The organism is bacterium (assembly GCA_016708315.1).
Taxonomy (GTDB): domain Bacteria; phylum Zixibacteria; class MSB-5A5; order CAIYYT01; family CAIYYT01; genus JADJGC01.
In genome coordinates this window covers 553349-579374 of sequence record JADJGC010000002.1, presented here as the reverse complement: position 1 = coordinate 579374, position 26026 = coordinate 553349, and the positions used below count along the sequence as shown (strand labels likewise).

Below are 26026 nucleotides of genomic sequence, written 5' to 3'. Positions count from 1 at the left end.
CATTAACGACTTCGTTTCCAGCAGGGTTACGACCATCATTATTTCCAATGACGTGAACGTTTCCAATTACATCAAGCCCAGAGTTACGAGCAGCTTTGGCCGTAACAAGATTATCTTCACGCCCTACAACGCCAACGACTTGCTCAAGATCATGCAAGACAGAATCGACTACTGCTTCAAGCCGGGAGTCATCGGCGAAGGCTTGCTTGAAAAGATCGCAGCAGCAGAAACGACCAAAGAGGGGAGACGCACGAGAAGCCCTCAAACTGTTGTATTACTGTGCTCTCGTCGCCATCGAAAAGAGGCTCCCAACATTCCATTATCAATCTTTGAAGAGGCTCAGGAGCGGGGAGAAAGCGAAGCGTACACGGGAATAGTTGGCGCCCTGCCAACGCACCAGAAAATCCTCTTTCTGTCTATTCTCTTGAACCCTAAACGGATTATTCCCTCGGACGACATCTACAAAGACTACTCCCACTACTGCCACCAATACAAATATGCTCCACTAACTGACAGAATGGTCAGAAACTTCCTGATCTATTTCAGTGACATGGGATTGATCTATGCCGACACCGGCTGGCTCAAAACTCTCAAGAAAAAGAGCAAACGCATCACACTTACTATGCCAGAAGAAACCAAAATAAACTGCATCAACAGGCTATTCGAAGCTCTGCAATAAAAAACTCCGAGGTGAACAACCCATCGCAAACCCGCTCGAAACCATACTTCAACCATTCCGAGACTTAGACATCGCATCGACCTATCAACAATACAGCACGTTTATCGACTTCGTCATCTACCTGGTCATCTTTACAGGGCTTTCTCGATTCGTGCTTACCAAGAAGTTTCCGGGAAGGGAAGGCAAGTCCATCAGCGTTGGGATAGCCATGATCCTCAGCATCGCCATGACGGTTTTTTCCTACACTACCGGATTCAGACTCGGAAACCTGGCACCACTTGCGGCAGTGATCCTACTCAGCCTCGTCGCGTTAACAGTTTTCATCTTCATCAAGCACATTGGAGGAAACACCGCCACCTCGGGACTCGCCGCATTTATCATTACATACTTTCTCACTAGGGCCACATTTCCAGAACTGTACGCTTGGGCGCAGAGCAACCAATTCGCTGCCTGGGTCGATGCTGCAATTCTCATAACCATACCAGTACTGATTGTCATGCTCGCTATGAAAGCCAAAAGCCAGCTCCCAACTGGCAGAGACGTGTTATCCGAGATCGACCTTTCTGACAAAGCAACGCCAAGAGCCGTTTCAAAGCCCGACACCGGACAATTCACTCAAAAGGAAGGCCTGGCTGAGCAATCCGCCAAGGAAGAAAAGCAAGCAGCAAAGTCCGAAAAGCTTATGGGGAGAGACATCAAAGCCATCATCGACATCCTGAAAACCAAGGGAATCACGCCAGAAACCAAACCAGCCATCAGAGATGTCTTTCGAGATCTCCAACGACAAGACTCTGAACTAAGCCGCTCAATGAACCAGCTCAAACTTATCAATCAGAAACTCGAACAATGGGACATCAAAGGCTTCACCCAACTATCACAAACCTACAACCAACTCACACCAGAAAACCAACGACTACTAAAGGAAGCAATTCAAGTAGAACGCGAAAGTATCGTGGCCAACAAAGCCATACAACTCATCGAAAAGCGCATAGAGCAATTCCACCAAGAATTCCAAAGAAACTTGAACTTGGCGCTAAACGAACTCGGACATAACAACGCCAAGCAAGCAAACCTACCTACCTTGCCCAAGCACAACGGCTGCAAGACGAATCACAAAACATGCTCGACAAACTCAAAAACCTCCAAAAGCAGTTGCTACGACTCACTCGAGGCGAAGTCGAAATCATGAAGAAACTCACAACATGACACTGGAAACCAAACTCAACCGGCAATACCGAAGCCAAGGAGAACGCCAAATAGCCAACTTACTCGATCAACTCAAGATGCCATTCCAATACGAACCAGACATCTACTTAAAGGAAGGACAGAAGCGATACATCTGGCACCCTGACTTCTATTTGCCAGAATACCACACAGTAATCGAATACCTGGGGATAAACGGAAACCAAACCTACAACGAAATGGCACAAAGAAAACAACGAGTCTACACGGCTAACAACTACAACTTCATCGGACTGCGGCCAACAGACATGGCCAAAGACTACCAGACTCATCGTGAAGGCGATCGACAACCACCTGTACGAAATTTCCGGCGCTATCGCCAAACGATAAGCAGCTACCGCCGCGTGCCAGCCAAAACTATTCTCTCGAAGGGGCTAAAGCTTTAGCTAACAGATTCGCTCCATCGCAAACTGTTCAGTAAAGCTTTCCCCCAGAATGGGGTACCGCCCCTTCTCGAACAATCCATCCGAACCAGAAACAGCAATCTCTTCCTCGGCTCCGCGGTTTGTTTTCGTTCCAGCATCAGCAAAAACGAAAACAAACACGGAGCCCTAAAGAAAGAAGCTCTGGGAGGAACAAACCAAAATTGAAACCGAACAAAAAATAAGAATCCACCAACTAATCGAGTACATCAAACAAGACCCAGAATTCCCATTCGACACCCACGACGAACTCGACGAGATACTCGAATACTACGAAATCACCACGCCAGCCGACCCAGAACTCAGTAAGGCCATCGAGAGCGAAATCGCGGCTATTGCTGAAGCAGCACAATCGTCGGAGATTACACGAGTAGCTTGGCAGAAGTGGATCGAGTAGTTTAGCGATATTCAACCTTCATGACTTGTTGAAAAAGTGGATTCAGGTGAATATCCACCTCAATGATCAACCGCCGGGATCTGTTGCAGGAAATGGTAGCAGCCACATTTCGTGGCTCTTGACAAGTGAGGTAATTTGGTTCAGATTGTCAACGGGCTTGGTATAGTCAGTAACGCCGGAGAATCGCTGGTATGGACGATAGGCGCTTTGAGTACAGATCAAGATCAACACTAGAACTTATCCGCCAGATCGTCTTCACTTCGAGTCGGGATGCACTTGTTGAATTAGTTTCAGCAAGAAAGACATTTTATTACGACGGAAAGCGACTACGGCTCACTGAGTTTCTTTGGCAACTTCGTGAACGTGAACTACGGCGACAAGGTTCCAAAAGGACGATAACCGAAATCTCCGATAACGCATATGACTTGACTCTTTCCAAGTTCAATGACCTCCCTTTGACGAAACGTGATTCTGGTATTCAATACGAAAATACCGAAAAGCTGAAACAGAGACAGACAGACTGCCGCAATTACTACAGGGTAGTTCTGGATCGAATGGTACAATGGCGTAAGGAGAATCCACTGGCCAGCGCTCTGGATGAAGAGCAAGCCGTGGGCACGATTCTACAGGGCTTCGTGGTGCACCATTTCTATCTCTCGCGGCTGGAAGCGCTGCGGCGCCAAAGACCATTCTCCAGCCGCTACGCTTGGAGAGTCCGCGGTAAGGCAGTTACCTTGTGGTATCCGGTAGAAATTCCAACGAACATCTTCCGTGAGTGGCTTAACGATCAGCCCGCTGGGCCGGATGAAGACTTAAACGAGTTGCGAGATCGGGTTCAGGCGACAATCGACGCTCACTTCTATCTCTACCGCCTGGTCCCTGTGGACGAATTGGCTGACCAGTTGGCGGCCGTGGTAGATCACAGCAGATCAACGGAGGATGTGCCATCTCTACTTGCACGAGTCGTCGCAATGGAGAAGGCTAACCATATTGATAAGCTGCGGCCCGCCATTAGGAGCTTGGGCAAGAAGACGCTTGAACAGCTGATACTACGCATTTTTGGCGATTTGGCGGATGAAACGTTTGAGGATAGCGCCATCGCGAAGGACTTTGGATTGAGCAAATCGACATTCAGCCGATTCGCCGGCAGTCAATGGCGGCAGAAGCAGACAGGGGAAGAAGGAGACGCCATTCCGGATCTATGGCGAAACACGGCCAAGGCAATAGTATCTGACACAGTCTTCCTGGAAGCCGCTCAGGAGGCCAATGTCTCTTCCGTCATCGACCGGATGTTGAATTCAGATACGGAGAAGGAAAGCTGATGGCTGAGAATCCCAACCAGAACCTCTATTTCCTCAGGCTTCTCCAACAAGCCCTACAAGCGCATGAGCCAAGGACGGCACTATTGGAGGCATTCGCGACCATACGCCAATTGGGAGACACGCCGGAATACAGCGAGGGCTTTGTTAACTTCCAGTTGTTCATGAAAGTTGTTGAAGAAGCGCTGGAGATGGACTCTGGCGCCCTGGATGAAATCAAAGGCCATCTTGATACTTTGCGAGGCGAGATTGCCGAATTAGCCAAGTCGGAACCGCTAACAATTAACATTACCAAAGATGGCAACATGATCGGCAGTCTCACCTGCCAGATCGGCGCAGAGCCACTCACAATTGGCAAGATCTTTCCAGGTGAATATCGAATCACTCTTTCCAATGGCCGCCTGCTTTGGTCCAAGCAACTCTCGGCGAATGAATTGCAGTGGGCCATAGCCTTTCCGCAAGCCAAATACCCCGCAGCAGCAATGACCGATCTTGCACAAGCGAAAGCCTCTCTTACGGAGTCTTTGCTTGGCGGCTGCTTGCTTGTTGAAGTCTTTCCCGGAATTGAATTCGGCAACATGCGAATCAGCCATCGCCCAACAAACCGGGATTCGGAAGCGACATGAACTCGGAATCCGCAGTAGTTGGCCAAGCCAAGTTTGGTTTGGTGATTCCCCCGGGGCACAGCGCCATCACCAGCATACACGTTCGCCAAAGAAAAGACAGCTCGGGCCAACGAATTGCCGTTATCGGCGCGGTGCAAGTCGATCAAGCTTCGGTCGACCACATACGAGACATCATCATTCCAGTCATTGACCGAGTGTGTCAGCCTCTCGGAATCAATCCTAGTGACTATGAAATGAGCGTGAAGGGAATTAGCGCAGCGGCCCTGCACGGACTCGACTTTACAGTTTCGGGCCATTCACTTGACCTTGCATTCCTGATGGCTGCGCTTTCAGTGACCCTGAATTTCCCGATTCCAGAAGACACTGTTTTCACCGGTCAAGTTGCGACAGTCGACGGGCATTTCCTACCGGTAAAAGGAATTCCGGAAAAGCTCAATGCCGCCTCTACCGATCCTTCAATAAAGCGATTCATTTTCGCCGGCGTCGATGCGGACGCATCCGCCAAGCAGTTATCACCTGGCGAAACCGACAAAGTCAGAAGGGCAGTAATCGAATATCAGGATCGGCTGGACATCATTGCGGTTCGTGACATTTCTGAGCTGTTGCCGCTGGTAGCAAGTGAGGAAGAGCTCTCATTAGCTTCGCTGAGGTCGGGCTATTTTGAAGGCGAAAGCGGCAATCCTACCTTCGGCAGTCCCGTTGAGAAAGCAACCATGCATCTCGTTCAGGGAAATGATCTTCGCTTCTGGACGGCGGAAGAAGGGAGCTTGTTAAAGAGTGACTTTAAGAAGGCAAGAGAGCTGTTTCATGTCTTCGTGGAGTACTTCGCAGGCATACGGGCATACCCTTCCGGCTTTGGCGACCGACTTTCGCAACTGATCGCTTCAATGCCACCCTATACAAAAAGGAAGCCGGGGATATGGCCATTGGTCGAGATGAAGGATTGCCTCAGCCTGTCGCAGTTAGCCGCTGAATCGGATTACCCGGACGTGAGGTCGCTTTATCGGGCTTCTTTTGGGGACACTGGACGACCATCGCCAGGAGTTGAGCCAGAGGCGCCTTCAAAGATTGCGGGGACAGTAACAACCGCTTTGCTCAAGCACTTGATCGATGAGCTTTCGGCAGAGAGTATCGCCCGGAATCTGCTTCTGCCGATTGACACCGCCCGCGCCGGCTACGTTTCTGACCGCGTGACGGTTGAGATTTTGAGGAGTTCTTAGAATGCATAACGGCATTTTATGCGCATCTACTTCGCCACCGCGGACTCCTGCCAGGGCTTGAGGATTATAACCGAGTCGGACCAGACGCATTGGAACTACTTCGACGCGCTTTTTCAAACTCCGGCGAAGAAAAAGGAGCTTACGTAGAGGCTGTCGATGGCACTCGCGGCGGACTTCGATTAATCTATGATGAAATGACCCGCCACCTCAAAGAGGAAGAGCGCCGAAAATACGTCAGAATGGTTCTGAAAACCGCCATTGATCCATTGGACTTCACAACCAAAACCAACCTGATTAAGTCGCTTATAGAACAACTGGGACCAACACTCCCACCAGAGATTCACAACCAGCCGCCGGAACGATACGCAGCCGATTATGAGCCAATTATCGAAACCTACTCACAATCACTTGACCGGCTTATCGCGATCATTAGATTGATGTAGTAGTATTTGAGGATCAATTATGGGATATCTTTCATCTATACTCGAACAACTTGACGAAAGATACATCGCTAGGCTGATCGCCATCCCGCATGATCAAGCCAGAATGAAATACGCTCCACCACTCTTCGCCATTGTCGACATCGGTGAATTCACACGAGTGATCGGAGAATATTACAATTATCATTTTGTCACCTGTATCTCCCATGGTGGCTACCTAACAGCTTCCGAGTCAGAGGGAAGAGCTAAGGACATTCTTGATCGCGAGTATCGACAGCAACGTGGAGGATTTGTTGGCGCATTCAACGATGCCCGTTTCGGGACAAATGGCGGACTGCGCGCCATACTTGACATCATCGCCGACAGCTTGAAGGCGGAGTCTATCGCAAGACATATGCGCAAGGTTCTTGACGACGAAGTCAAACCAAACTCTTGGGAGGACAAGGTTGATATCATCTCACAGTTCATGTCACGATGTGGACCAGATGTTCTGAAGCAATTAGATACAGCGAACCCAGAGAGATACGCAGCTGACTATGAAGATCTCATCCGGGCTTATGTTGATGGACTTAGAAAAACGTCTGCGTTGTTTCTGAGGATCTGAAAGACGGCAAGATGACGGTTCTTTCAGACTTGCTAGTTAAGCTCGATCCGGTCAAAGTTATCGACGGCCCGGAGCGGCGCGCCGACTTCGGCCTAGATACGTTTCCCTCCGCCAATGCATGCGTAGAAAGTTGTCAGGATTTCCTGCATTTCATGACACTATTCCATCAGAGTGTTCAGTCATGCGTGTGGGAGTACTGGCCGTACTATGACTATAGTTGGAATCGCAACCAGGTATTCAAGCTCTTGCGGTCTTACTTCGGTGAGAATGGGGTAGAGCATGCGCACCTCATAGCTCGCACAGGAATTCACGGCGGTCTATACGGGCTGATGAAGCGGATTGCCAAGCATGCCGCTAGCGAATTTCAACGTATAGATATACATGTGACCGTGGAAGAATTTCTCATGTATCTCGATGATGAGGAAAAGGAAGATGCAGCTCGGGAGTATTCGGAACGGTTTGAAGACTATCTTCCTCCAGAGTTACTTGAGAATAATGGCCTGACGCTTTTGATGCGATTCGAGAAAGTGCTCGAGAACCATCCCTATATGATCCGGAATGTGACCCTGCGAATCTGATTTTACCATTACATTGATGGTCCACCAAAAGTACCGTCCGTCAAGACTCCACAGGACGATTCACCGGACCTCGCCGAAGCGCTTTCGCCTACCAAAGAGATCACCTATCTGAAACAGTCGGTAACTTTGATCCGCCTTAAGCATTGGAAGACCCAGAACCCTGTTGCCGAAGGTTAAGACCAGTGCCAATCGAAAAGTCCATTATAGCCCGTGCACAATCACAAGTCATCGCCGCAAGGGCTCGAGCGGCAATCGAGGCCGAGGCAGCGAAAGGTTGTTTACCCGACATCTTCTCCGGCCCGGTCGCACTTGAGCCGCCGTTCTCACCGTTTGCAATTGGCATGGCAGGAAGCCCATCAGTGTCGACAACGGCCGAACAGTACCAGGCTGTAGCAGCAGTTTCTGAGCCCGTCAGACTCCAGCGGTTGAGAGCTTGGATATCGCCAGATCACAAGTTCAGCTGGGTGAAAGCGGAGCTCTTTCTCAAAATGCTCAAGGGATGCCGGTTCAGGGTGGCATTTGAGATTGTCGGAAATCGCGACAACATACAGCTGGGCTTCTTGGTAACGGACAAGGACGCAGCGCTTCTGGACACGGCATTTCGAAGCCAGTTCGAGGCGTGCGAGATAACTCTCGACATCGAGAATCCATTTGAGCGGTATGGCCATATAGACTGGAGTCAGGCGCTTTTCAGTGACTTCTATCCATTGCCGCCATATTCCCACCTGCTGACGCAGCCGGATGAATTCAAGATCTCTCCACTGGATGCAGTGTTTGTTGCGCTTGAACGTGTACCGAGCGATGCCGTAGGCTGCTATCAAGTATTGCTTCAGTCGACGGCTGCCGACAACGATTGGCATCAGAATGTCAACACGTTGCTCGACTTGGAGTACAATATCAAGCTTCTCTCTGGCTTTTCAGTTCCTTCTCGATCACCGAATCAATCGCCTTCCGGCGAACTTAAGGGCATGGCGTTTGATTCCGAGACCAAGGCTCACAATGACAAACCGTTCTTTGCTTGCGCGTTAAGAATCGGAATGGTTGGTGCCGGTGAAACGAGCAGTGAACATCTTCAAAGGTTGACTGGAGTTGCCCATCTATTCCAGCACGGAGGGCGTCCACTACAATCCGTTACACAGGATGAATACCAAATGGTCATTGCCGCCGGTGCCGTCCAGGCAATGTTCGTTAATGGCCAGTGTCACAGGCACGGATTCCTCTTGAACTCTTCTGAGCTTTGCGGGCTAGTGCATTTGCCGCCGGCGGAAATGCTGGACCGCCGGAAATCGGTGACCATGCTGGAGACACTGCCAGTCAAAGAAGAAACCCTGCTCGCCGGTACGCCGGTCGGCATCTCTGAATTCGCCGGTACGAAAAAAACGGTGTGCATACCGAGCGAAATTAGATCTCGCAGCACTCATCTTATCGCCAGACCTGGAATGGGTAAGTCAACTCTCTTGGAGCACATGGTTCTCAACGATATTCAGGCCGGTGCCGGAGTGGCCGTGCTTGATCCTCACGGTGACTTGGTACGTCGTCTTTTGCAGATTATCCCAGAGGAACACAGGGACCGCGTGATCTACTTTTTCCCTGGAGATCGTTCGTGGGTTCCGCTCTGGAATCCGTTACAAGCCGTTCCCAACCAAGACATCAGCCGTACAGCCGACGACATCGTCTCAGCGATCAAGTCAATTGTCCAAGGCTGGGGCGATCGCCTTGAAAACCTGCTGCGGCATGCCATCTATGCTTTGCTGATGGTCCCCGGATCTTCATTCCTTGACGTCGCCAACTTGCTGCGGAAAGGCTCAAAGGAAAGCAAATCCTTAATTATCGAAATCCAGAAGGTGCTCGACAATGCTATAACACAAAATTTCTGGCAAAACGACTTCGCCAAATACAGCAACCAGGACTTAACACCGCCACAGCATAAATTGAGCAAACTACTTGATGTCTGGCACGGTAGCGTTAATGCTCTCCCAGCCGGAAAGCCGCATTAACTTTCGCGAGATCATGGATTCCGGCAAGATTCTCCTGATCGATCTCGCCGAACTCGGGTCGGATGTTCGAGAATTGTTGGGGAGTTTCATTCTCTCACTGCTCCATATCACCGCGCTTAGCCGCAGCGACACGGCAATCGAACTGCGAAAGCCTTTTCATATCTATTGCGATGAAGCACACCGTTTTCTCAATGCCTCATTTGAGGATTTGATTGCTGAGAATCGCAAGTTTGCGGTGAGTCTCACGCTTGCCCACCAATACCTCGAGCAGTTTAACCGGGCGACTCGCGACGCCATTCTGACCTCGGGATCAACAATTGTGTTTAACGTTGACTTGAACGACGCCCATTATTTAGTCAAGGATTTGCGCAAGTTGGTTGAGCCGGACGACATTGCCAATTTTGGTATCGGTGAAGCGGTTGCTCGTATCGGTACCGACATCGTCAAGATCAAGACCAAAGACAAACTGCCAATTCCCGAAACGAACTACCAGCAACAAATCATTGACCACTCACATCAGCACTACTACAAGCCAATTCAGGAAGTCAAAGATGAAATAGCTGCCGGCGGCACCAAAGCGCGCATTTTCGGTACTTCCGGTGTTTCCATGGCTTCGAGTGACAAACAATCATCGCCGGAGGAGCAGTTCTACTATGAAGAATTCGAATGAAGAAGAGCAATCCAAACGGATCAGAGACATTATTGACAAGGTGCTTTCCGTAACTGCAGTTGAGGAAATGTCCCAAGTCTGGGATGCCGCCATTGGCAGCTACGTTCCCCGGAAGCCGACATCAGTGCATTCACCGAATTCAACGAATGCCTGACAGACTTTGTGCTGCATATGCCTGATTACAGTAGTGCAGTTCCGTCTGAACGCACACGCTCAAAAGCTCTAACCGAGGCAATCTGGCTCCTCGACCAACACTACGACAACAACGGCGCCCGCGGTTACGAAGCGGCATATCTCGATGCCATCGACATCTTTGGCGCCGGAATCGCAAACGTGCTGGCACAACTCGGAGAAGCCATGAAACAACAAAAACTCATCCAGCTGATCGAATGGCAGACCGCCAATCTAATCGATCCCTCCGATTGGCAACTGCAGAAAGAAATCGTTACTCACGTGATCCGAATCCTCAAGGACTCCCTACCTGGGATTATTCAAGACTCCGATTCGTCTCGATTCACCAAGACATATCGCGACTTCATAGCTTTGCTTCAGAATACCCGCCAGATCTAACGGTAATCTCAACAATGCTGATGGCTCAGTGCTCCGATCTGAAACCGGAGCACCAAGCCATCCGCTTGAGTTCAGGAGGGAGTGAAATGGAAAATATGACGCCAATACCGAGCCAAGATATCATTAACCTGTTCCGCCAGCGATTCGTCCAACGCGAGGACTGCTATCCACTTCAAATCGCCGCCAACGGCGGTGGCTATACCGTCATCCGAGAGCCAATAACCGACGCCGTCATTGCAAACCACCTGCAAGGCAACAAGACCATCGGCCTATACTCTTCGGCAGACAGCACGACCAAATGGCTCTGCATCGACATCGACACCCTCGACAAATCCGAACTCCGCAAAGTACAGAGGCGCGTCAGCCAACTTGAAATCCCATTCTTGACCGAATTCTCAGGGAAGAAGGGATACCATATCTGGATCTTCTTCGACAAACCATATCCAAACCGCATTGCCAGAGCCCTGGGTCAAGATATCAGTAATAATCACGAGATCTTTCCCAAACAAGACTACATCGAAACCGGCAAACTCGGAAACCTCGTCAAAGCCCCAATGGGAAAACACCAGGTCACCAACAACTGGTGCGACTTTCTTGACCAAAACCTGAATCCGGAAACAAACGAGCATGAAGTCTTGACGAAAGTGACAACAATTGATCCCGGACAAGCTCTTCAACAAAAGACTCCCCGATACCTGGGAGAAAATCCAGCACCGGAATTCCGGTTCCGTTTCGCCGGAAAACGACCGGCAAAGATACCGGCAAGGCGCAATTGTGCCGGTGATCAAGGATTGCGTCCGACATGCCATTTTCTGCGGAGCCGGCCAGGGCGAAAGAAACCACATCGGACACATCATCGCCAGCGAGCTAAGGCGACTCGGAATCAGCTCCAGCCAGGCAAGGATCATCCTTTCGTCCGTCTGGAATCCGCAAAACAACCCACCACTGAGCGAAACGGAAATCGAGATCATTCTCGGATCAGCCTTCGGCCAAGAAAAATACACATACGGCTGCAAACAAGGCGGCGCACTCAGACAGCGACTGACATGCGTCGGGTTCAAGAACTGCACCTACATAAACACCTTTCGCACCAATTCAAAGAGTGATACTCCTCAAAAGAGCAGTCAACCGTCATGAAGAACCAAAACGGAAACCGGCAGACAGCGCCACGTCCAAACGCCCAGACGCCACTGAGGGGACAATTCCTCGACAAAAAACAACTCGCCGCATATCTCGGACTCAGCATCTTCACCATCGACTCCTGGGTCTCCCAACGAAGAGAAATACCATTCATCAAAATGGAAAAAAAGTCATGTTCGATCTCGCCGACGTGCTAACATGGCTCGAAAGCAAAAAAGTCCACCCGCGCGATCTTAGCGACTGACCTACGATACAAAGAGAGTTTCTCTTGACTATTGGCGAGGACATCGTAGTTTTGACGTCCGTGAGGGAAGGAAGTAGTAATGGCACTCTTTAAGAAAGATAATAGCTGGTACATCGACTATTATGTCGAGGGTGGACGCAAGCGTGAGGCCATCGGACCGAATAAAAAGATGGCAGAGCATGCACTGGCTAAGCGAAAGCTACAGATTGCAGAAAATCGCTATCTTGACATCGCGAAGATGTCGAAGGTTACATTCGAGCAGCTCTCGCGAAATTACCTCCAGTACGCCAAGGCAAATAAACTTTCGTGGGGCCGTGACGAACGTAGCATAAGGCTGCTGAGCAAGAAGTTCGCAGGAATGAAACTCTCCCTAATCACGCCCCTTGCGATCGAAGAATACAAAAACGAGCGAAGACAAAGCGTAGCTCCTGCTACTGTCAACAGAGAGCTCGCGTGTCTGAAACACATGTTCACGAAAGCGATTCATTGGGACATGACGAGCATAAATCCCGTGAAGCTTGTGAAGTTGTTTCGCGAGGATAACGCCCGGACACGATATCTCTCATTGGATGAGATCGACAAGTTACTGTCTTCAATTTCAGAGCGTGTCAAGCCCATGGTGATCACCGCCCTTAATACCGGAATGAGACTTGGTGAGATACTGAAACTCAAATGGGAAGACGTGGATCTGATTAACAGGGTAATAATCGTGCGAAGATCTAAGAACGGTTACTCTAGGGACATCCCAGTTACTGACCAGCTGTATCAAGCTCTGAAGCCGATCGATCAGAGCAAGGAGTATGTTTTCTCTAACGCAGACGGAAATCCCGTGAAGAGCATTCGGACGGCATTCGAGAAAGCAGTTCTACTAGCGGGTCTGAAGGACTTCACGTTTCATGATTTGAGGCATACATTCGCATCACACTTGGTCATGAATGGTGCCGATCTGCTAACCGTGAAGGAGTTGCTGGGCCACCGCACTATTAACATGACAGTTCGGTATTCACACTTGAGTCAAAGCCACAAGAGGGGAGCAGTGGACACATTGAGGTTTCCTGATAGACACTATTTGGACACCAAGGCAAATGGCCAGAAGAAGGCGAAAATCGTATCAGCTTCATCTGCAATGACTTAACGTGTTTGCCGGAGTGGCGAAATTGGTAGACGCAAGGGACTTAAAATCCCTCGTGTGGTGACACACGTACCGGTTCGATTCCGGTCTCCGGCAGATTATTTGCAGACGAATACTGGTGAACTTGGAGGGCGCACTTTCAGGAATTACTAGTACTGACCAGCACTACTTCTTGCTGCTATAATATTGGCCATAATACTCATTGCCGTAGTGATAGGGGAGAGCACGCTGGACGTTATTCAAGATTATCCCGAGTATGTTCGCTTCAGCTTTCAAGATAATATCTCGTGCCCGCTGCACTATTTCCTTTTGTGTCTTGCCTGCGCGAATGACGATAACGACTCCATCTACGGCCGAAGAAATGATCGCCGGATCAGAAACCGGAATAATTGGCGCACAATCAACGATCACTAGGTCAAAACTGAATACCGCCCGTTCGATGACCTTTCGAACCATGTCCTCCCGGATCATCTCGGTTGCGTTTCCATCAACAGTCCCGACGGGGAGAAGCCAGAGGTTGTCAATCCTAGTCGAGGCAAGTGCAGTTTCAAACTCAGCCTTTTCTGTGATCAGTTCCGAGAATCCTATTTTGTTCTCAATCCCGAACATCTCGTGTACCGTTGGACGACGAAGATCTGAATCGATTAGCAATGTCTTGCGTTTTTTGTGGTGTGCTGAAGTAACGGCCAACAATGCCGCAATCGTGGACTTACCTTCGCCGGTGATTGCAGAAGTTACTAGAATCGATCGCGGGGTGATTCCCTTGATCGGACGTGTTACGTTATGCAGCAGGCGACGTAACTCAGTACCGGCAACCGAGTCAAACTTATAGTAGTCGAGAATTGATGGGCGCTTTTCCTTGGCCATATAATCAGAGTATTCCTGTCCGTTTCGATTCTACCCGGTCCGCAGCAATGCGAGTCCATTCACCTACGAAATCGAGATTCTGATGGTTATGATAATGTTTCGGCATAAAGAGTCAAAACATAATAACCACCTTACGTTACAAACATTTGTTCAGTTTGGTTGTTGCCGCACAACTTTCGTCCGATATATTAACGAATCGAATGGACATCCCAACGGCAGATTTGTGTAGAAAGATACCAACGAGCGAGAAAACATGATAATCCAGAACTTCGTAGAATAGCATGGCAAAGACAGAGCGGAGAGGTGCATTCCGAGCGGACATAGATAAGTTCTACCGTGTCCAGTTTGGCAACACAAGTCCATCAATAGTTCGCAAGTGCCGCTTATGGCTCAAGCATTTTGGGCTTCATTGCGTCGCGGTCTATCGTTTCGGTAAGATGGCGGGACGGATTTCACAAGTAAGTCGGTTGTTGGGGATACCCTTTGTAATCGTACACGTAATCTTGAACTATTGGATGCAGTTCTTCCACCACGTAAACATAGATGATGCTACAATCGGTCCAGGTTTCTTCATTGGGCACGTGGGCACTATTTACATCGGTCCAGTAGTAATCGGAGAGAACTTCAGCGTCACTCACAATGTAACAATTGGCGTAGGTCATTCTGAAGGCAAGACTGGCTTACCGTCTATCGGTGATAACGTTTGGATAGGTACTGGATCGGTCGTTTCTGGCGCTATCTCGGTTGGCAACGGTGTCACGATTGCCAATGGCACCATGCTGACCCGCAGTGTGGGAGATGGTTGTTTGGTGGCAGGCAATCCGGGACGTGTGGTGATGAACAGTTTCGATAACAGCGAGCTCTTGACAAAGCGAGAACTGGAATAATGCGGTTTCTCAGGAACTACGATCGCTTGATCTTGGGTGCCTTCCATGAAGCGTAACCGACGCGAGTCGTCACCGGATCTCGATCCAAATTCCATCTCCAAAACAAACGAATTCAAGCTTCCAGCACCGTCAATAATCACCAAAGGCCGACTTGCAATCGTCGGACTAATTGTGCTATCAATCGTGGTAGCATTGGTGTTCGTTAAACTCCCCGAGAAATTTCAGTATGCCTTAGTTGCCGCTGTGCCGGCAATCTTGGTCGGCGCATACATCATCATTAGTCCATTTGCAGGTGTTTGGTGCTTTGTCTTTATGGACTATTTGCGGCCGTACACATTTATTGTCGCACTGCGCCCTCTTCGCCTTGGAATTCTGACGGTTGCAGTAACACTGGTGTCGTGGATAGTTTTTCAAGCCGCCAGAAAGCACAGAATCTACTGGAGTTCACAATGCACGTGGTTTTTAGGCTATCTTCTCATTATTGCGACGGGTATTCTTACTGCACATAACAACTTCCGAGCCTATCAGGCTTTTGAAGGACTCTTGGTCACCTTCCTGATGTTCTTCTTGCTTCTCAATATAGTTGATTCGAAGGAACGATTACTGAGGATCATCTGGCTATTGCTATTCACCCACGTTTATTATGCGCTCAAGGGCATCTACAACTTTGCCTTTGTCGGATACGTCGCCGGTCATCAGGTCACAAGTGGAGTTGTTGGGGGCAGTTTCATGGCGGACGAAAACGACTTTGCGCTCGCTCTGAATGCGATGATACCCTTTGCCTTCTTCATGTTTCAGAACCAGACTTCTAATCTCAAACGATTCTTTCTTATCGGCACCGTACTGGTATTTGTATTGGGTGTCGTATCCAGTCAATCTCGCGGCGGCTGGGTTGGGCTTATGGCAGTTGTTGTCTTTTGCATTCTTAAATCGAAGCGCAAACTTATGAGTCTTTCCTTTGTCGCTCTTCTTGCAATTTCTGTTGCAGTCTTTGCGCCAAGCAGCTACTGGTCCGAGGTGCAATCTATCACGGATACAGAGGAAGCCACGGCAAATTCAAGACTCAATTATTGGATGGCGGCAGTCCGGATGTTCGCTGATCACCCATTGACCGGCGTTGGAGCTGGCAACGGTCCCCTGCGCATGCCTGAATATGTAACAGGTTTCCGGGATCCGGCAACGCAATGGGGTAGGACGTTTCACGGGACCTTGCCTCTTGTTCTTGCTGAGACGGGGTTTCTTGGAATTCTGTGCTACTTAATGATGTTTGCGGTCGCCGTTCGAGGTATGATGGTTGTTCAGAGGAAATACGGTAACGATCACAGAACTGATGAGTGGACACTTGCCAGCGCACTCACCGGAGGAATGGTAGGGTGGATGGCGTCGGCTACATTTCTATCCGCTGCTTACTACCCCCATCTTTGGACATTGTTTGCGATGTCTGGAGTGTTGATGCGGATCTCGAAGTCTAAAGTTGAAGCCACCCCTTGACCTCGAATTTGTTTGAAATGCAATCTACTAATTCCTAACAGAAGACAAAATCAATTAGCTGGTCGGCTTCCGAAGAAATTCAAGTTCAGTCGCAGTATATTTTTGTCTCGCCTTTCGCCGTTTCACAGCATCAAGAAACCAGCTCAGCTCCAATGTCAGTTGTTGTCGGCTACTAAGTGTTTCGCATCCGCATTGATTGACATAATAATCGAGTATATCGCTGACCGGCGCAAACCAGCAATCTCTTTTGGCTCAGATCAAAAAGTAATCGCTTTGTTTCTGAATTTAATTCGTCATTCGCGACAAAACCCTTGCCAAAATGTGTGCTGATGATGCAAAGTCCTCCGTCGCTTTCCAAAGCGGCCTGATTGGCGTTGGAAAGAAGCGAATTGAACTCTTCGACGTTTTCAGCATCGTTTGTCAAGAACCAAGAGTTGATCCAAGGTGTTTTCTTGCTTCGATATACAACTGGCGTAGTTCTGTCTAGAAGATTTATGCCCGTGAAGGTGAAGCTGCGGACATACTTAATGTGCTCTTTCGCGAGATCGCCCCAGAAGTAAGGCGAACCATCAACGTGTCCTTGGAAATAGTCGCTGTCGTCTCCGCTCAATAGTGCATAGAGTTTCTTGGTCAACCAATATGAGAATCGTTCCGAGCCCCAATAGAGATTATCACGGTTACGTCCATGAGCCGCATTACTTACCGGATATGCGCCGAATACTTCCTTGAAGTTGCCAAGACCCCTTTCGATGTCCGCTCTGAGTGAACTTTCCATGCCAGCGCCATGAAATGCAACTTCAAATCCTCTGCGCTTCAGTTCTCGCAAGTACTCAGCGTATTCACGAATTTCGAGCGTATGCGATCCCATATAGTCGCTTGGACCTTTCCAATCAATGCTCCAGACAGACTTTGTGGTGAATATCCCGAGTTCAGTAAGATAGTCATATATGGGTCGAATGGATTCAAGTGTTGCCACATCAGTGTCATCAAACACCGAGAATGCACACCGTTTGCCGCCTGGAAAGATCATAACTATTCCGGACCCAAACCGCCGGCGGCGTCGGCATATCCACGAGTAACATAGGCTCCGACAAAGATTCGCTCGAAGTCGTACTCATTGCCTACGCTGTGAAATCCTGCCCAAATCGTAGAAGGAAGCTTCAAGAAAGCAGCCCGCTTGAGTGCTCGTTTCAGGTCCGGATGTTCGCCGGAAAACATGATTATGTCCGTCTTCTCGGCATAAGCCCTCGCGATGAAATAGTCAACTAAACTGCCAATTATAGTTGGATCAGAAGAGTCCCATAACGCGTCTATGACATTCAGGGATTTCAAACCATCCAGTTGACCACCATCGCTGTATGTCTTGATTGCATACATACCCCATGCTCGAACTCCGCGAGAATCTGTGAGGACAACCTTTTTCCAGCCTTTTGAAGTGGGAAACTGCCAATTCAGGTAGTCTGCTCTTCTAACATTGGTAAGGATGAAATTCTTGCTCTCAACACTCCACAGCTTATCGATGTCCGAGCCGAATTTATCGACCTCGCCGAATGGCGCGTTCTCGCCGGACTTTATCGATCTCTTGACGGAGGAGAAACTCTTCCAGGACTTTATCCCGAGGCACATTGGTATTTTCATAACTCTCAAAGTAATTTCCGTTGCGGGTCTAAGCAGCTTTGGAACGAACCGCTCAACTCTTTCGCCGCTCATTTGCGCAAGAAATGCAGATGGATTGACTATGTGTATGTAGTCTGATATTCTGCCCGGCCAAACCCAATTAGTAGCCTTGAATGCTTTAATCGACGGCTCGACTCGAGCAACACCGGTTACAATTGGCAACGAATTGGTAATGCACGATGCAAGTTTGCGCGCGATTCCCATGCCTCGGTATTCAGGAAAAACATGAATTCCGCCAAGCCAGTAGGCAAGCTGTTCTTTGCCTTCGATCCAAAGCATAAATGGTGTCGACGTTACGTGTCCGACTACAATGCCTTCGTGAATAGCAATCGCCGTTGGCGAAGGACCATCCGAATAAGGATTAGTCGATTGCTCGCCAGGGAACTGCTGATCCGCTGTCTGAGGCTGGGTGGTATTTGCACCGAAGACTTGACGACAGAAGTCGTCTACGAGTTCTCGTTCCGTAGCATAATCGCACAGCCTAACTTCCATTTATCGACATCCTCATTTATCTCAAACTAGCTTCCTCGATACACCATTGTATCGGTTGATCACGATTGGGCAATCAAATTGTAGAGATACTTTATTGGGAGAATCAATCGGACGCCGAACAGAATTTTCAGATTGAAACAATCGCGATACTCGCTTGTTTCCGAATGATGCGAACACTGACATTCTGATGAACTCGCTATTGTGTGTATCGACGAATCACCCTGCGCAGCTTATTTGTGTAACTGATTTTCGATTGTGGTCGATACCTAACGTGTAGTCTATTTGAAGATAGACTTATACAAGCGACAAATCACTTGCAATCTTTGGGTTTCGGTTGTATGTTGTTGAACTGTATGGTTTAAACCAAAGTTCGAGGCGGAACTTAAGTTGGCGGCTAACATCTCTTCAAGCGGAAGGACCTTGTTGCAGAAAGTTTCAGAGTATACTGACGATTGCGAAGGAATCTGGACTGACTACATCAAGAGTTCACCGCGCGCATCAATCGCACATCAGATCGGCTTTCGAAAGGTAATCCGAGAAGGGTTGGGAAATCGACCAGTCTATCTCCTAGTGCGTGACGAAAACCGGGTGACGGGAGTACTGCCGCTGTTTCTGGTTCGTACCTGGTGGAACGTGACATACTTAATTTCGGTACCATGGTTGGACTACGGAGGCATTTGCGCGGACGATCCTGAATCCGAATCACTTCTCTTGAAGGAAGCTCAGCGAATTGCCGAACGAGAGAAGGCTGTATTCATCGAATTGCGATCGGAAAGAAGAAGCAATCAGGCGCTGGCGGGAGTCGATCAAAGGGTAACATTTTTGATGGATTTAACGCCTGGTCCCGACGCCTTGTGGAAGGGCCTTGACTCAAAACTGCGAAATCAAATCCGTAAGTCTCAGAATTCCGGATTGACGGTCAAGTACGGCCGACTGGAATTACTGGACGAGTTCTTTAGGGTATTTTCCTGGAAAATGCACGAACTTGGTACACCAGTTTGGGGCAAGAAGCTCTTTCGCGGAGTTCTAAACGAGTTTCCCGATTCGGTAGAGATTGCGCTGGTCAAGCAGGGCGAGACGACTATTACTGGCGCACTGTTGATGTCGCATAAAGATCGCTTATACGTGCCATCCGCCGCATCATATCGCAAGTATTTGAAGATGTGCCCGTATCACGCTCTCTACTGGAATGTAATCGAACGAGGCAGCCAAGCTGGTTACAAGTATTTTGATTTTGGCCGTTCAATGATAGATTCTTCAACGTATCACTTTAAGGAACAGTGGGTAAGTACGCCAACGCCATTAGAATGGCAATATTCACTGCACCGAATCTCGGAGATTCCGCAAATTAATCCGAGCAACCCTAAGTATCGATTTGCGAAGTGGATTTGGAGCAAACTGCCGCTTGCGGTTGCAAATACTCTTGGACCGGCTGTAATCAAGAATTTCCCATAGTCGCAGATATTGGAGACCGAGGCAAAATCTATATGAATCACCATCTTGTTGCGCCTGCCGGAACTCCTATTGTCTTTGGTGAACTGGTAAAGACACTCTATGATCGTCTGAAGAGCCAATCTCACACTGTTTCACTTTCCGAGAAAATTCAGCGATTCACAGGTTCACGGCATTGCTACTTTCTCAATTCTGGGAGAGCTTCGCAAACCGTCCTCCTGAATGCAATGCGACGGATCTCATCTGAAGAGCGGAATGAAGTCGTCCTTCCCGCCTACACTTGTTACTCAGTTGCTGCCGCGACAGTCCGCGCCGGATTCAAGATTCGACTCGTGGATACAGATGCGACGAGCCTCGATTTCAATCTCGAAGAGCTTGGCAATATCCAAAGCAGGCGAGTGATTGCCGCTCTTGGCTGCAATCTTTTCGGCGTAATGAATGACTGGGACCGCCTCAATCAAATCGGGAAGATCGGTAATTACTTCCTCATTGACGACGGCGCACAGTCATTTGGTGCGTCCTACAAGGGAAAACCGTCCGGTACACTGGGTACAGCCGGATTCTATAGTCTTGGACGTGGCAAAGCTCTGACAACTTATAATGGCGGGATTCTTGTCACCAACAACCGTGAGCTCTCGACTCAGTTGGATGAAATTGTCAACGACCTTCCAGCCGCCGGGCTCGTGGAAGAATCCATTGTCTACATCAAGATGATGATGTACTCGATGTTCATTCGACCCAGCCTCTATTGGATTCCCGCTTCGTTGCCATTCTTGGGTCTCGGTGAGACGATTTACGAGGATGACTTCGGGATCAGTCGTTTATCATCGGTTCAGACTGTTGCCGGCTCCGTGATATTTGAGAGCATACTCTACTTTCATACACTTAGAGCTGAAAACGCGTTTGAACTCGCAAACGCAGTCTTGGGTCTCGACAAGTTTGAAATCCCCGGCTGGAACGCCACAAATTGTCCTCCGTATTTGCGACTACCAGTACTTGCACCGAGTCGAGAATGCCGGGATCGGGCTATCGAGGAACTGCGGTCGGCCGGCATAGTCGCGACCAAAATGTATCCTAGCACGCTCCGCGACATCCCCGGAATAGACGCTCATCTTGTTTCGAATAGTTCTGAATTCCCGGGTGCGCAGAAACTTGTTGAACGCCTCTTCACTTTGCCGACACATCCATATCTAACTGAACAAGATTTTGACAAAATCGTAGTGGGCCTGCGCAAAGTCTAATGTCATCGGTCTCTAAAAAATGCGCCGTTTAGTTAAACAGCTCTTTGCCGCAATTGTCTACTACTCTGGACTTTTGGCGCTAATTGATGTTTGCGTCGGAATAATTGCGAAGAAGCAACACCATGTTCTGCTGATGTATCATCGTGTCTTGACTGATCCGTTCGCTGAAAACGAATACGCTCAGACGGGAACGGCAGTATCGAAAGGCGCATTCGAGGCACAAATCCGTTTCATCGCACAGAAGTTCACGACGCTGACAGCGAGTGACTACATTGAGTCGCTCCGCCAGAGAAAGACATTGCCAAGAAAGTGTGCTGTTGTCACATTTGATGATGGCTGGCTGGACAATTTCGAGATCGCTTATCCCATTCTAAAGTTACACAATGTACCTGCGACGATATTTGTCTGTACCGGTTTTCTCGACACAGCCAAGAAATTTTGGTTTCACGAAATTCTCCATTCAATCAAGTGGCAGAGATTGGATTCTGATCAACTTGCCAATACAATTCTGCGATTTTTCTCTGATAAATCGGCTGAATCTAGTGTTCGAGAGTTGCTGGCTCCAACTCATCCTCAAGATGTGCTGATCGACAATTTCTTTCATCTGGCAAAGTCGCTTGAAGCGGAACAGCTTGAAGAACTATCCTCCGCATTGATGAAGCTGAGAGGCAAATCGGACGACGCTTGGAGACAACGTAGGTTTATGATGAACTGGGATGAAATCCGCTCTATGGACCCACAGATCATCGAAATTGGGTCACATGGGCAGTCTCACCGACTGCTGACATCAATCACTTCAACTGATGCCAATCGCGAGATTCGTGAATCGAAGACAGAAATTGAATCCAATCTTGGCAGAAAAGTCCGCACATTTGCTTATCCTAACGGTACTTATGACGAAAATATCAAGGGGATGGTCAAGGACGCAGGTTACGTAGGCGCTTTCGCAGTAGGCGGGGGCGTTGGAACTGGTGATTTGTATGCAATTTCCCGAACCGGAGTGCATGAAGGTGCAACAACTGGTTCTGGTGACAAATTCTCGAAAGCGATGTGGGCCTTGGCGCTAAGTTCCACTAAAGGAGTATTTCAGGGGCTGCGGCGAGATTCGTCCGGAATTGACTATTGATCGCTCGACGGATGGCTCTTGATAGAATGAGACTATGGTAAGTCGTAAAATCAATCTTTTGCATGTGGTGTTGGAGATGGGCATCGGCGGACTGCAGCGCCTGATAACCGACACAACACTTGCAATGGATCGTGATCGCTTCAATGTCGAAGTGGTTTGTCTTGATGAACTCGGTTGTTTTGCGGAGGTGCTTCAAGCCAATGGCGTTCCAGTCACACTTTTGCGACGTCACGACCATCACCTGGCACTGTATCCAATCCGTCTCGCTCGCTTCATGCGACAGCGAAAGATCGATGTTGTTCATATGCATCCGGGAAGTTTCATTTTTGGCATCCTTGCGGCGGTCCTGGCACGTGTCCCGGTTTCGGTGTATACCGAGCATGGTCGAGCTGTCCCGGAGCACCCGTTACGGATACTCGAAGACAGAGTGTCGGGAGTTTTCGTCGATCGGATCATTGCGGTGTCCAAGGAATTGGAAGTGTATCTGGCAGAAGCAATCAAACTACCACCCAAAAAAATCTGCACAGTAATAAACGGAATTAGAGTCTCTGAATTCGTTCGACGCCCTAAGGATCCCAAACTACTGTCTGAATTCGGAATCTCGCCGGAAACTAAGGTTCTGGGTACCGTGGCAAGATTGGACCCGATTAAAGATCAATTGACAATGGTCCAGGCACTCAAAGTCGTTCGTGAACGAGTGCCCAATGTGCGGTTGCTACTTGTGGGCGATGGTCCCGCCCGCGGGGATTTGGAGGCTCTCGCACTTGCAGACGGACTTGAGAATTATGTGACCATTACTGGTCAGCGCAGCGATGTGCCGGGATTAGTCAATCTTTTCGATCTGTTTTTGTTGTCGTCTTTGCGTGAGGGAACCAGTATATCACTCCTCGAAGCAATGTCATCCGGTGTTGCTCCGATTGTAACGAATGTCGGAGGCAATCCGGCAATTGTCAGTGATGGCGTCGATGGTCTGTTAGTGCCACCGCGCGACCCACAGGCGTTGGCAAGCGCTATCATCGAACTGTTGGTGAATGAGACCAAACGGAAAACTTTTGCCGAGGCTGCCGCCGCGAAAGTGCGCGAGCAATTCAGTATCGAGAACATGGTGCGTCAGTACGTCGAAATCTACTGCGAACATCTGGCGAAGAAACGGCGTTCGCGGCACCTGGTCCAGTCTGCTGCTGGTCGAAGTTGATTCGCAGGTTGTACAGCAATGACTATGAAAGTCGAATGCAGGAAAGACCTTGAGTAATACAGAAATTGCACTTATTGCGATTTTCGCAGTGGCGGTAGCGGAAATCCTCTGGTCGTATGTCGGCTATCCTATTCTGCTTTTCGTATGTTCTCGTTTCGTTCATCGCAAAGTCGAAACAAAGGAATGGTATCCAGCGGTTGCTGTCGTCATAACAGCGCACAATGAAGAGAAGCGAATTGCACAAAAAATCGAAAATACACTATCGCTTGACTATCCCAAAGACAAGCTGCACATCATTGTCGTCTCGGATGCTTCAACGGACAGGACCGAGGAGGTCGTTCGTGGTTATGCGCACAAAGGCGTGACTCTCAGGATTATTCCTGAACGTCGGGGAAAGCACTATGGTCAGGGCAAAGGCGTCGCTTCAGCTCCAACAGAGTTTGTCGTACTGACAGACGCGACGACGTTCTTGAAAGCCGATGCTGTTAAGCTGATCGTTCAGAACTATGCCGATCCGACGATAGGTTGTGTTTCCGGATGTGACGACGTTAAAGAGCAGCATGATAGTTCGGTTGGAGAAGGAGCGTACGTTAAGTATGAAATGGCGCTTCGTCGTCTGGAGAGCCGGGTGTCGTCGCTCATCGGAGCCAGCGGATCATTCTTTTCAGTACGAAGAAGCCTGTGCGACAATTGGATTGATGACATGTCGAGCGATTTCTACCTTCCGCTGACCTGCTACATCAAAGGCTACCGCTCGATTCTTGACGAGCGCGCCATCGGATACTATAGCGTGCTGCACGATCCGTCGAGGGAGTTTCAACGTAAACTGCGCACGATAGTACACGGTCTCGAAGTGCTATTTCATTTCAAGCGCGTATTGAACCCCTTCAAATACGGTCTGTACGCAATTCAACTCTTGAGTCACAAACTGTGTCGTTGGTTGGTTCCGTTGGCAATGATTGCTGCGCTCGTCTGCAATATTCTGTTGCTGCCTTACGGAGTAGCCTATCAGATGGTTTTTGTGTTGCACATTGCGACCTACATTCTGGCAGCGGCGGCATTCATTTACAAACCTGTACAAAACCTGACAATCTTCAAGATCCCGCTTTTCTTTGTAATGGTGAACTTCTCGATTCTGCTCGCGTGGTACAAATTTTTGCGGGGCGAAAAGTATGTGGTATGGAAAGCAACCGAAAGATAGCAGTCTGCCATATCATTTCCGGCGATCTTTGGGCGGGAGCAGAAGCGCAAGCATTTACAATGATTACGGCACTCCGCTCTCTACCTGAAATCGAAGTATCTGCAATTGTGCTTAATCAGGGAAAACTCGCCAAACGACTGAAAGAGACACAAATTCCCGTTGCCGTGATAGATGAGAGTCGATACAGTTTCCTTCAAATACTCAAGATGGCTACTGAAATAGTTGCGTCGAGGCAGGCGCAGGTTCTCCATTCACATCGGTACAAAGAGAACCTGTTGTCTGCTCTGATCAAACGCCGCGGTCAGGCAGTCCATCTCGTTCAAACAGTTCACGGTGTGCAGGAGAGATTGACAGGGATCAGAAATCTGAAGGTCGCGGTTTACGGAGTTGTCAACAAGTTTGTCTCGAGTCGATACTTTGACCGAATCCTCGCCGTATCGAACGATATCAATCAGCAGTTAAGTCGGCAATACGGTGATAATCTGGTCCGGCACATTGCCAATTCAATCGATATTGACGAAGTGAAAGTAGCAAAGTCGCCTAATGAAATTCGCAGTTCTCTCGGCGTTTCTACGGACGAAATAGTTATCGGTGCGGTAGGAAGAATGGTGCCAATAAAGGGATTCGATATCCTACTCAAGACTGCCGTCGAGGTAGTGCGCGTTTCCCCCAAGACAAGATTTGTTCTTGTTGGCGATGGTCCGGAATTGGCAACTCTCAAGAAAATGTCGTCCGAATTAGGAATCTCTGAGAATGTATTGTTCACCGGTTTCCGCGATGACATACTTGATATTATCAACGCTTTTGACATCTTCCTAATGACGTCATGGCATGAAGGAATACCCGTGGCTCTTCTCGAAGCAATGGCGCTGTCCAAACCGACGGTATCTACTGCAGTGGGCGGCATAAACGAGGTGATTGTCAATGGAAGCAGCGGATTGACTGCCCCTGCTGGCGACGTGACTGCAATTGCCAAACATTGCCAGAGTCTGAGTGCGAGTACTGAACTTAGAGCTGAAATAGGGAAGCAAGCCCGACAACGAGTTGAGGAAGAATTCTCTTCTCAGCAACAGAAGCATAAACTTTTTGACATTTACAGGGAATTGGTACAATAAGC

General features: G+C 48.9%; 29 protein-coding genes and 1 tRNA gene. 24 read left to right on the top strand and 6 right to left on the bottom strand.

Translation table 11 applies throughout. The annotated features are described in order from the left end of the window. The 3 genes from IPH59_02945 to IPH59_02935 form a co-directional block, all read left to right on the top strand. A partial coding sequence (locus IPH59_02945) for a hypothetical protein (GenBank protein MBK7090671.1) occupies positions 1 to 679 on the top strand: 679 nt, incomplete at its 5' end. A gap of 208 nt (positions 680 to 887) precedes the next feature. After that, positions 888 to 1868, top strand: a complete 981-nt coding sequence (locus tag IPH59_02940) for a hypothetical protein (GenBank protein MBK7090670.1) — start codon at positions 888 to 890, stop codon at positions 1866 to 1868. A gap of 13 nt (positions 1869 to 1881) precedes the next feature. Then, positions 1882 to 2307: a hypothetical protein gene (locus IPH59_02935; protein ID MBK7090669.1), complete on the top strand. Its 426-nt coding sequence runs from the start codon at positions 1882 to 1884 to the stop codon at positions 2305 to 2307. 232 nt (positions 2308 to 2539) lie between these two features. On the opposite strand, the gene IPH59_02930 is transcribed toward IPH59_02935, so the two are convergent. After that, positions 2540 to 2755 carry a hypothetical protein gene (locus IPH59_02930; protein ID MBK7090668.1) on the bottom strand — a complete coding sequence of 72 codons (216 nt, stop codon included), beginning with the start codon at positions 2753 to 2755 and terminating at the stop codon, positions 2540 to 2542. A 51-nt stretch (positions 2756 to 2806) separates the two neighbouring features. Further along, positions 2807 to 2971 carry a hypothetical protein gene (locus IPH59_02925; GenBank protein MBK7090667.1) on the bottom strand — a complete coding sequence of 55 codons (165 nt, stop codon included), beginning with the start codon at positions 2969 to 2971 and terminating at the stop codon, positions 2807 to 2809. A gap of 323 nt (positions 2972 to 3294) precedes the next feature. On the opposite strand from IPH59_02925, the gene IPH59_02920 reads away from it, so the two are divergent. From IPH59_02920 to IPH59_02875, 10 genes are all read left to right on the top strand, one after another. Next, the gene (locus IPH59_02920; protein ID MBK7090666.1) at positions 3295 to 4062 is read left to right on the top strand and encodes a hypothetical protein; all 768 of its coding nucleotides are present in this window, start codon (positions 3295 to 3297) and stop codon (positions 4060 to 4062) included. Next, positions 4062 to 4685 carry a hypothetical protein gene (locus tag IPH59_02915; GenBank protein MBK7090665.1) on the top strand — a complete coding sequence of 208 codons (624 nt, stop codon included), beginning with the start codon at positions 4062 to 4064 and terminating at the stop codon, positions 4683 to 4685. The genes IPH59_02920 and IPH59_02915 overlap by 1 nt, the downstream gene beginning before the upstream one ends. Continuing rightward, positions 4682 to 5905, top strand: coding sequence for a hypothetical protein (locus tag IPH59_02910; GenBank protein MBK7090664.1), 1224 nt, complete (start codon positions 4682 to 4684; stop codon positions 5903 to 5905). Before IPH59_02915 ends, IPH59_02910 begins: the two co-directional genes overlap by 4 nt. Positions 5906 to 5994: 89 nt before the next feature. Beyond that, positions 5995 to 6348, top strand: coding sequence for a hypothetical protein (locus IPH59_02905; GenBank protein ID MBK7090663.1), 354 nt, complete (start codon positions 5995 to 5997; stop codon positions 6346 to 6348). A gap of 19 nt (positions 6349 to 6367) precedes the next feature. Continuing rightward, on the top strand, positions 6368 to 6949 hold the full coding sequence (locus IPH59_02900) for a hypothetical protein (GenBank protein ID MBK7090662.1): 582 nt from the start codon (positions 6368 to 6370) through the stop codon (positions 6947 to 6949). Positions 6950 to 6960: 11 nt separating this feature from the next. Then, positions 6961 to 7527: a hypothetical protein gene (locus IPH59_02895; GenBank protein ID MBK7090661.1), complete on the top strand. Its 567-nt coding sequence runs from the start codon at positions 6961 to 6963 to the stop codon at positions 7525 to 7527. A gap of 182 nt (positions 7528 to 7709) precedes the next feature. Then, positions 7710 to 9524 (top strand): type IV secretion system DNA-binding domain-containing protein, encoded by a 1815-nt coding sequence (locus IPH59_02890; protein MBK7090660.1) that lies wholly within the window; start codon positions 7710 to 7712, stop codon positions 9522 to 9524. Continuing rightward, entirely contained in the window at positions 9475 to 10194 is a 720-nt protein-coding gene (locus IPH59_02885; GenBank protein ID MBK7090659.1) for a hypothetical protein, read from the top strand. Before IPH59_02890 ends, IPH59_02885 begins: the two co-directional genes overlap by 50 nt. Continuing rightward, positions 10178 to 10348 carry a hypothetical protein gene (locus tag IPH59_02880; GenBank protein ID MBK7090658.1) on the top strand — a complete coding sequence of 57 codons (171 nt, stop codon included), beginning with the start codon at positions 10178 to 10180 and terminating at the stop codon, positions 10346 to 10348. The genes IPH59_02885 and IPH59_02880 overlap by 17 nt, the downstream gene beginning before the upstream one ends. 17 nt (positions 10349 to 10365) lie before the next feature. Continuing rightward, positions 10366 to 10764, top strand: coding sequence for a hypothetical protein (locus tag IPH59_02875; protein MBK7090657.1), 399 nt, complete (start codon positions 10366 to 10368; stop codon positions 10762 to 10764). Between the two features lie 395 nt (positions 10765 to 11159). On the opposite strand, the gene IPH59_02870 is transcribed toward IPH59_02875, so the two are convergent. Beyond that, positions 11160 to 11366: a hypothetical protein gene (locus IPH59_02870; protein ID MBK7090656.1), complete on the bottom strand. Its 207-nt coding sequence runs from the start codon at positions 11364 to 11366 to the stop codon at positions 11160 to 11162. 52 nt (positions 11367 to 11418) lie between these two features. On the opposite strand from IPH59_02870, the gene IPH59_02865 reads away from it, so the two are divergent. The 3 genes from IPH59_02865 (at position 11419) to IPH59_02855 (ending at position 13376) form a co-directional block, all read left to right on the top strand. Then, positions 11419 to 11901 (top strand): hypothetical protein, encoded by a 483-nt coding sequence (locus IPH59_02865; GenBank protein ID MBK7090655.1) that lies wholly within the window; start codon positions 11419 to 11421, stop codon positions 11899 to 11901. 326 nt (positions 11902 to 12227) lie between these two features. After that, the gene (locus IPH59_02860; protein MBK7090654.1) at positions 12228 to 13283 is read left to right on the top strand and encodes a site-specific integrase; all 1056 of its coding nucleotides are present in this window, start codon (positions 12228 to 12230) and stop codon (positions 13281 to 13283) included. Positions 13284 to 13290: 7 nt separating this feature from the next. After that, positions 13291 to 13376, top strand: a tRNA-Leu gene (locus IPH59_02855). A gap of 69 nt (positions 13377 to 13445) precedes the next feature. Here IPH59_02855 and IPH59_02850 read toward each other — a convergent pair. After that, positions 13446 to 14147: a CpsD/CapB family tyrosine-protein kinase gene (locus IPH59_02850; GenBank protein ID MBK7090653.1), complete on the bottom strand. Its 702-nt coding sequence runs from the start codon at positions 14145 to 14147 to the stop codon at positions 13446 to 13448. A gap of 281 nt (positions 14148 to 14428) precedes the next feature. Here IPH59_02850 and IPH59_02845 point away from each other — a divergent pair, with 281 nt between their 5' ends. Together IPH59_02845 and IPH59_02840 are read left to right on the top strand one after the other, a co-directional pair. After that, complete coding sequence (locus IPH59_02845; protein ID MBK7090652.1) at positions 14429 to 15034, top strand: serine acetyltransferase; 606 nt, start codon at positions 14429 to 14431, stop codon at positions 15032 to 15034. Positions 15035 to 15079: 45 nt separating this feature from the next. Next, positions 15080 to 16525 (top strand): O-antigen ligase family protein, encoded by a 1446-nt coding sequence (locus IPH59_02840; GenBank protein MBK7090651.1) that lies wholly within the window; start codon positions 15080 to 15082, stop codon positions 16523 to 16525. 172 nt (positions 16526 to 16697) lie between these two features. On the opposite strand, the gene IPH59_02835 is transcribed toward IPH59_02840, so the two are convergent. Together IPH59_02835 and IPH59_02830 are read right to left on the bottom strand one after the other, a co-directional pair. Then, positions 16698 to 17555 carry a hypothetical protein gene (locus IPH59_02835; protein ID MBK7090650.1) on the bottom strand — a complete coding sequence of 286 codons (858 nt, stop codon included), beginning with the start codon at positions 17553 to 17555 and terminating at the stop codon, positions 16698 to 16700. Between the two features lie 2 nt (positions 17556 to 17557). After that, positions 17558 to 18694: a GNAT family N-acetyltransferase gene (locus tag IPH59_02830; GenBank protein MBK7090649.1), complete on the bottom strand. Its 1137-nt coding sequence runs from the start codon at positions 18692 to 18694 to the stop codon at positions 17558 to 17560. Positions 18695 to 19117: 423 nt separating this feature from the next. Between IPH59_02830 and IPH59_02825 the strand changes: the two genes are divergently transcribed. From IPH59_02825 to IPH59_02800, 6 genes are read left to right on the top strand one after another with little or no spacing between them, the layout of a single operon-like run. Next, the gene (locus IPH59_02825; GenBank protein MBK7090648.1) at positions 19118 to 20149 is read left to right on the top strand and encodes a FemAB family PEP-CTERM system-associated protein; all 1032 of its coding nucleotides are present in this window, start codon (positions 19118 to 19120) and stop codon (positions 20147 to 20149) included. 32 nt (positions 20150 to 20181) lie between these two features. Then, on the top strand, positions 20182 to 21387 hold the full coding sequence (locus IPH59_02820; GenBank protein ID MBK7090647.1) for a DegT/DnrJ/EryC1/StrS aminotransferase family protein: 1206 nt from the start codon (positions 20182 to 20184) through the stop codon (positions 21385 to 21387). A gap of 19 nt (positions 21388 to 21406) precedes the next feature. Next, positions 21407 to 22513: a polysaccharide deacetylase family protein gene (locus IPH59_02815; GenBank protein ID MBK7090646.1), complete on the top strand. Its 1107-nt coding sequence runs from the start codon at positions 21407 to 21409 to the stop codon at positions 22511 to 22513. A gap of 34 nt (positions 22514 to 22547) precedes the next feature. Beyond that, positions 22548 to 23708: a glycosyltransferase gene (locus IPH59_02810; protein ID MBK7090645.1), complete on the top strand. Its 1161-nt coding sequence runs from the start codon at positions 22548 to 22550 to the stop codon at positions 23706 to 23708. Positions 23709 to 23757: 49 nt separating this feature from the next. Beyond that, positions 23758 to 24909, top strand: coding sequence for a glycosyltransferase family 2 protein (locus IPH59_02805; protein MBK7090644.1), 1152 nt, complete (start codon positions 23758 to 23760; stop codon positions 24907 to 24909). Continuing rightward, positions 24888 to 26024 (top strand): glycosyltransferase family 4 protein, encoded by a 1137-nt coding sequence (locus IPH59_02800; GenBank protein ID MBK7090643.1) that lies wholly within the window; start codon positions 24888 to 24890, stop codon positions 26022 to 26024. Before IPH59_02805 ends, IPH59_02800 begins: the two co-directional genes overlap by 22 nt. Positions 26025 to 26026 lie beyond the last annotated feature (2 nt).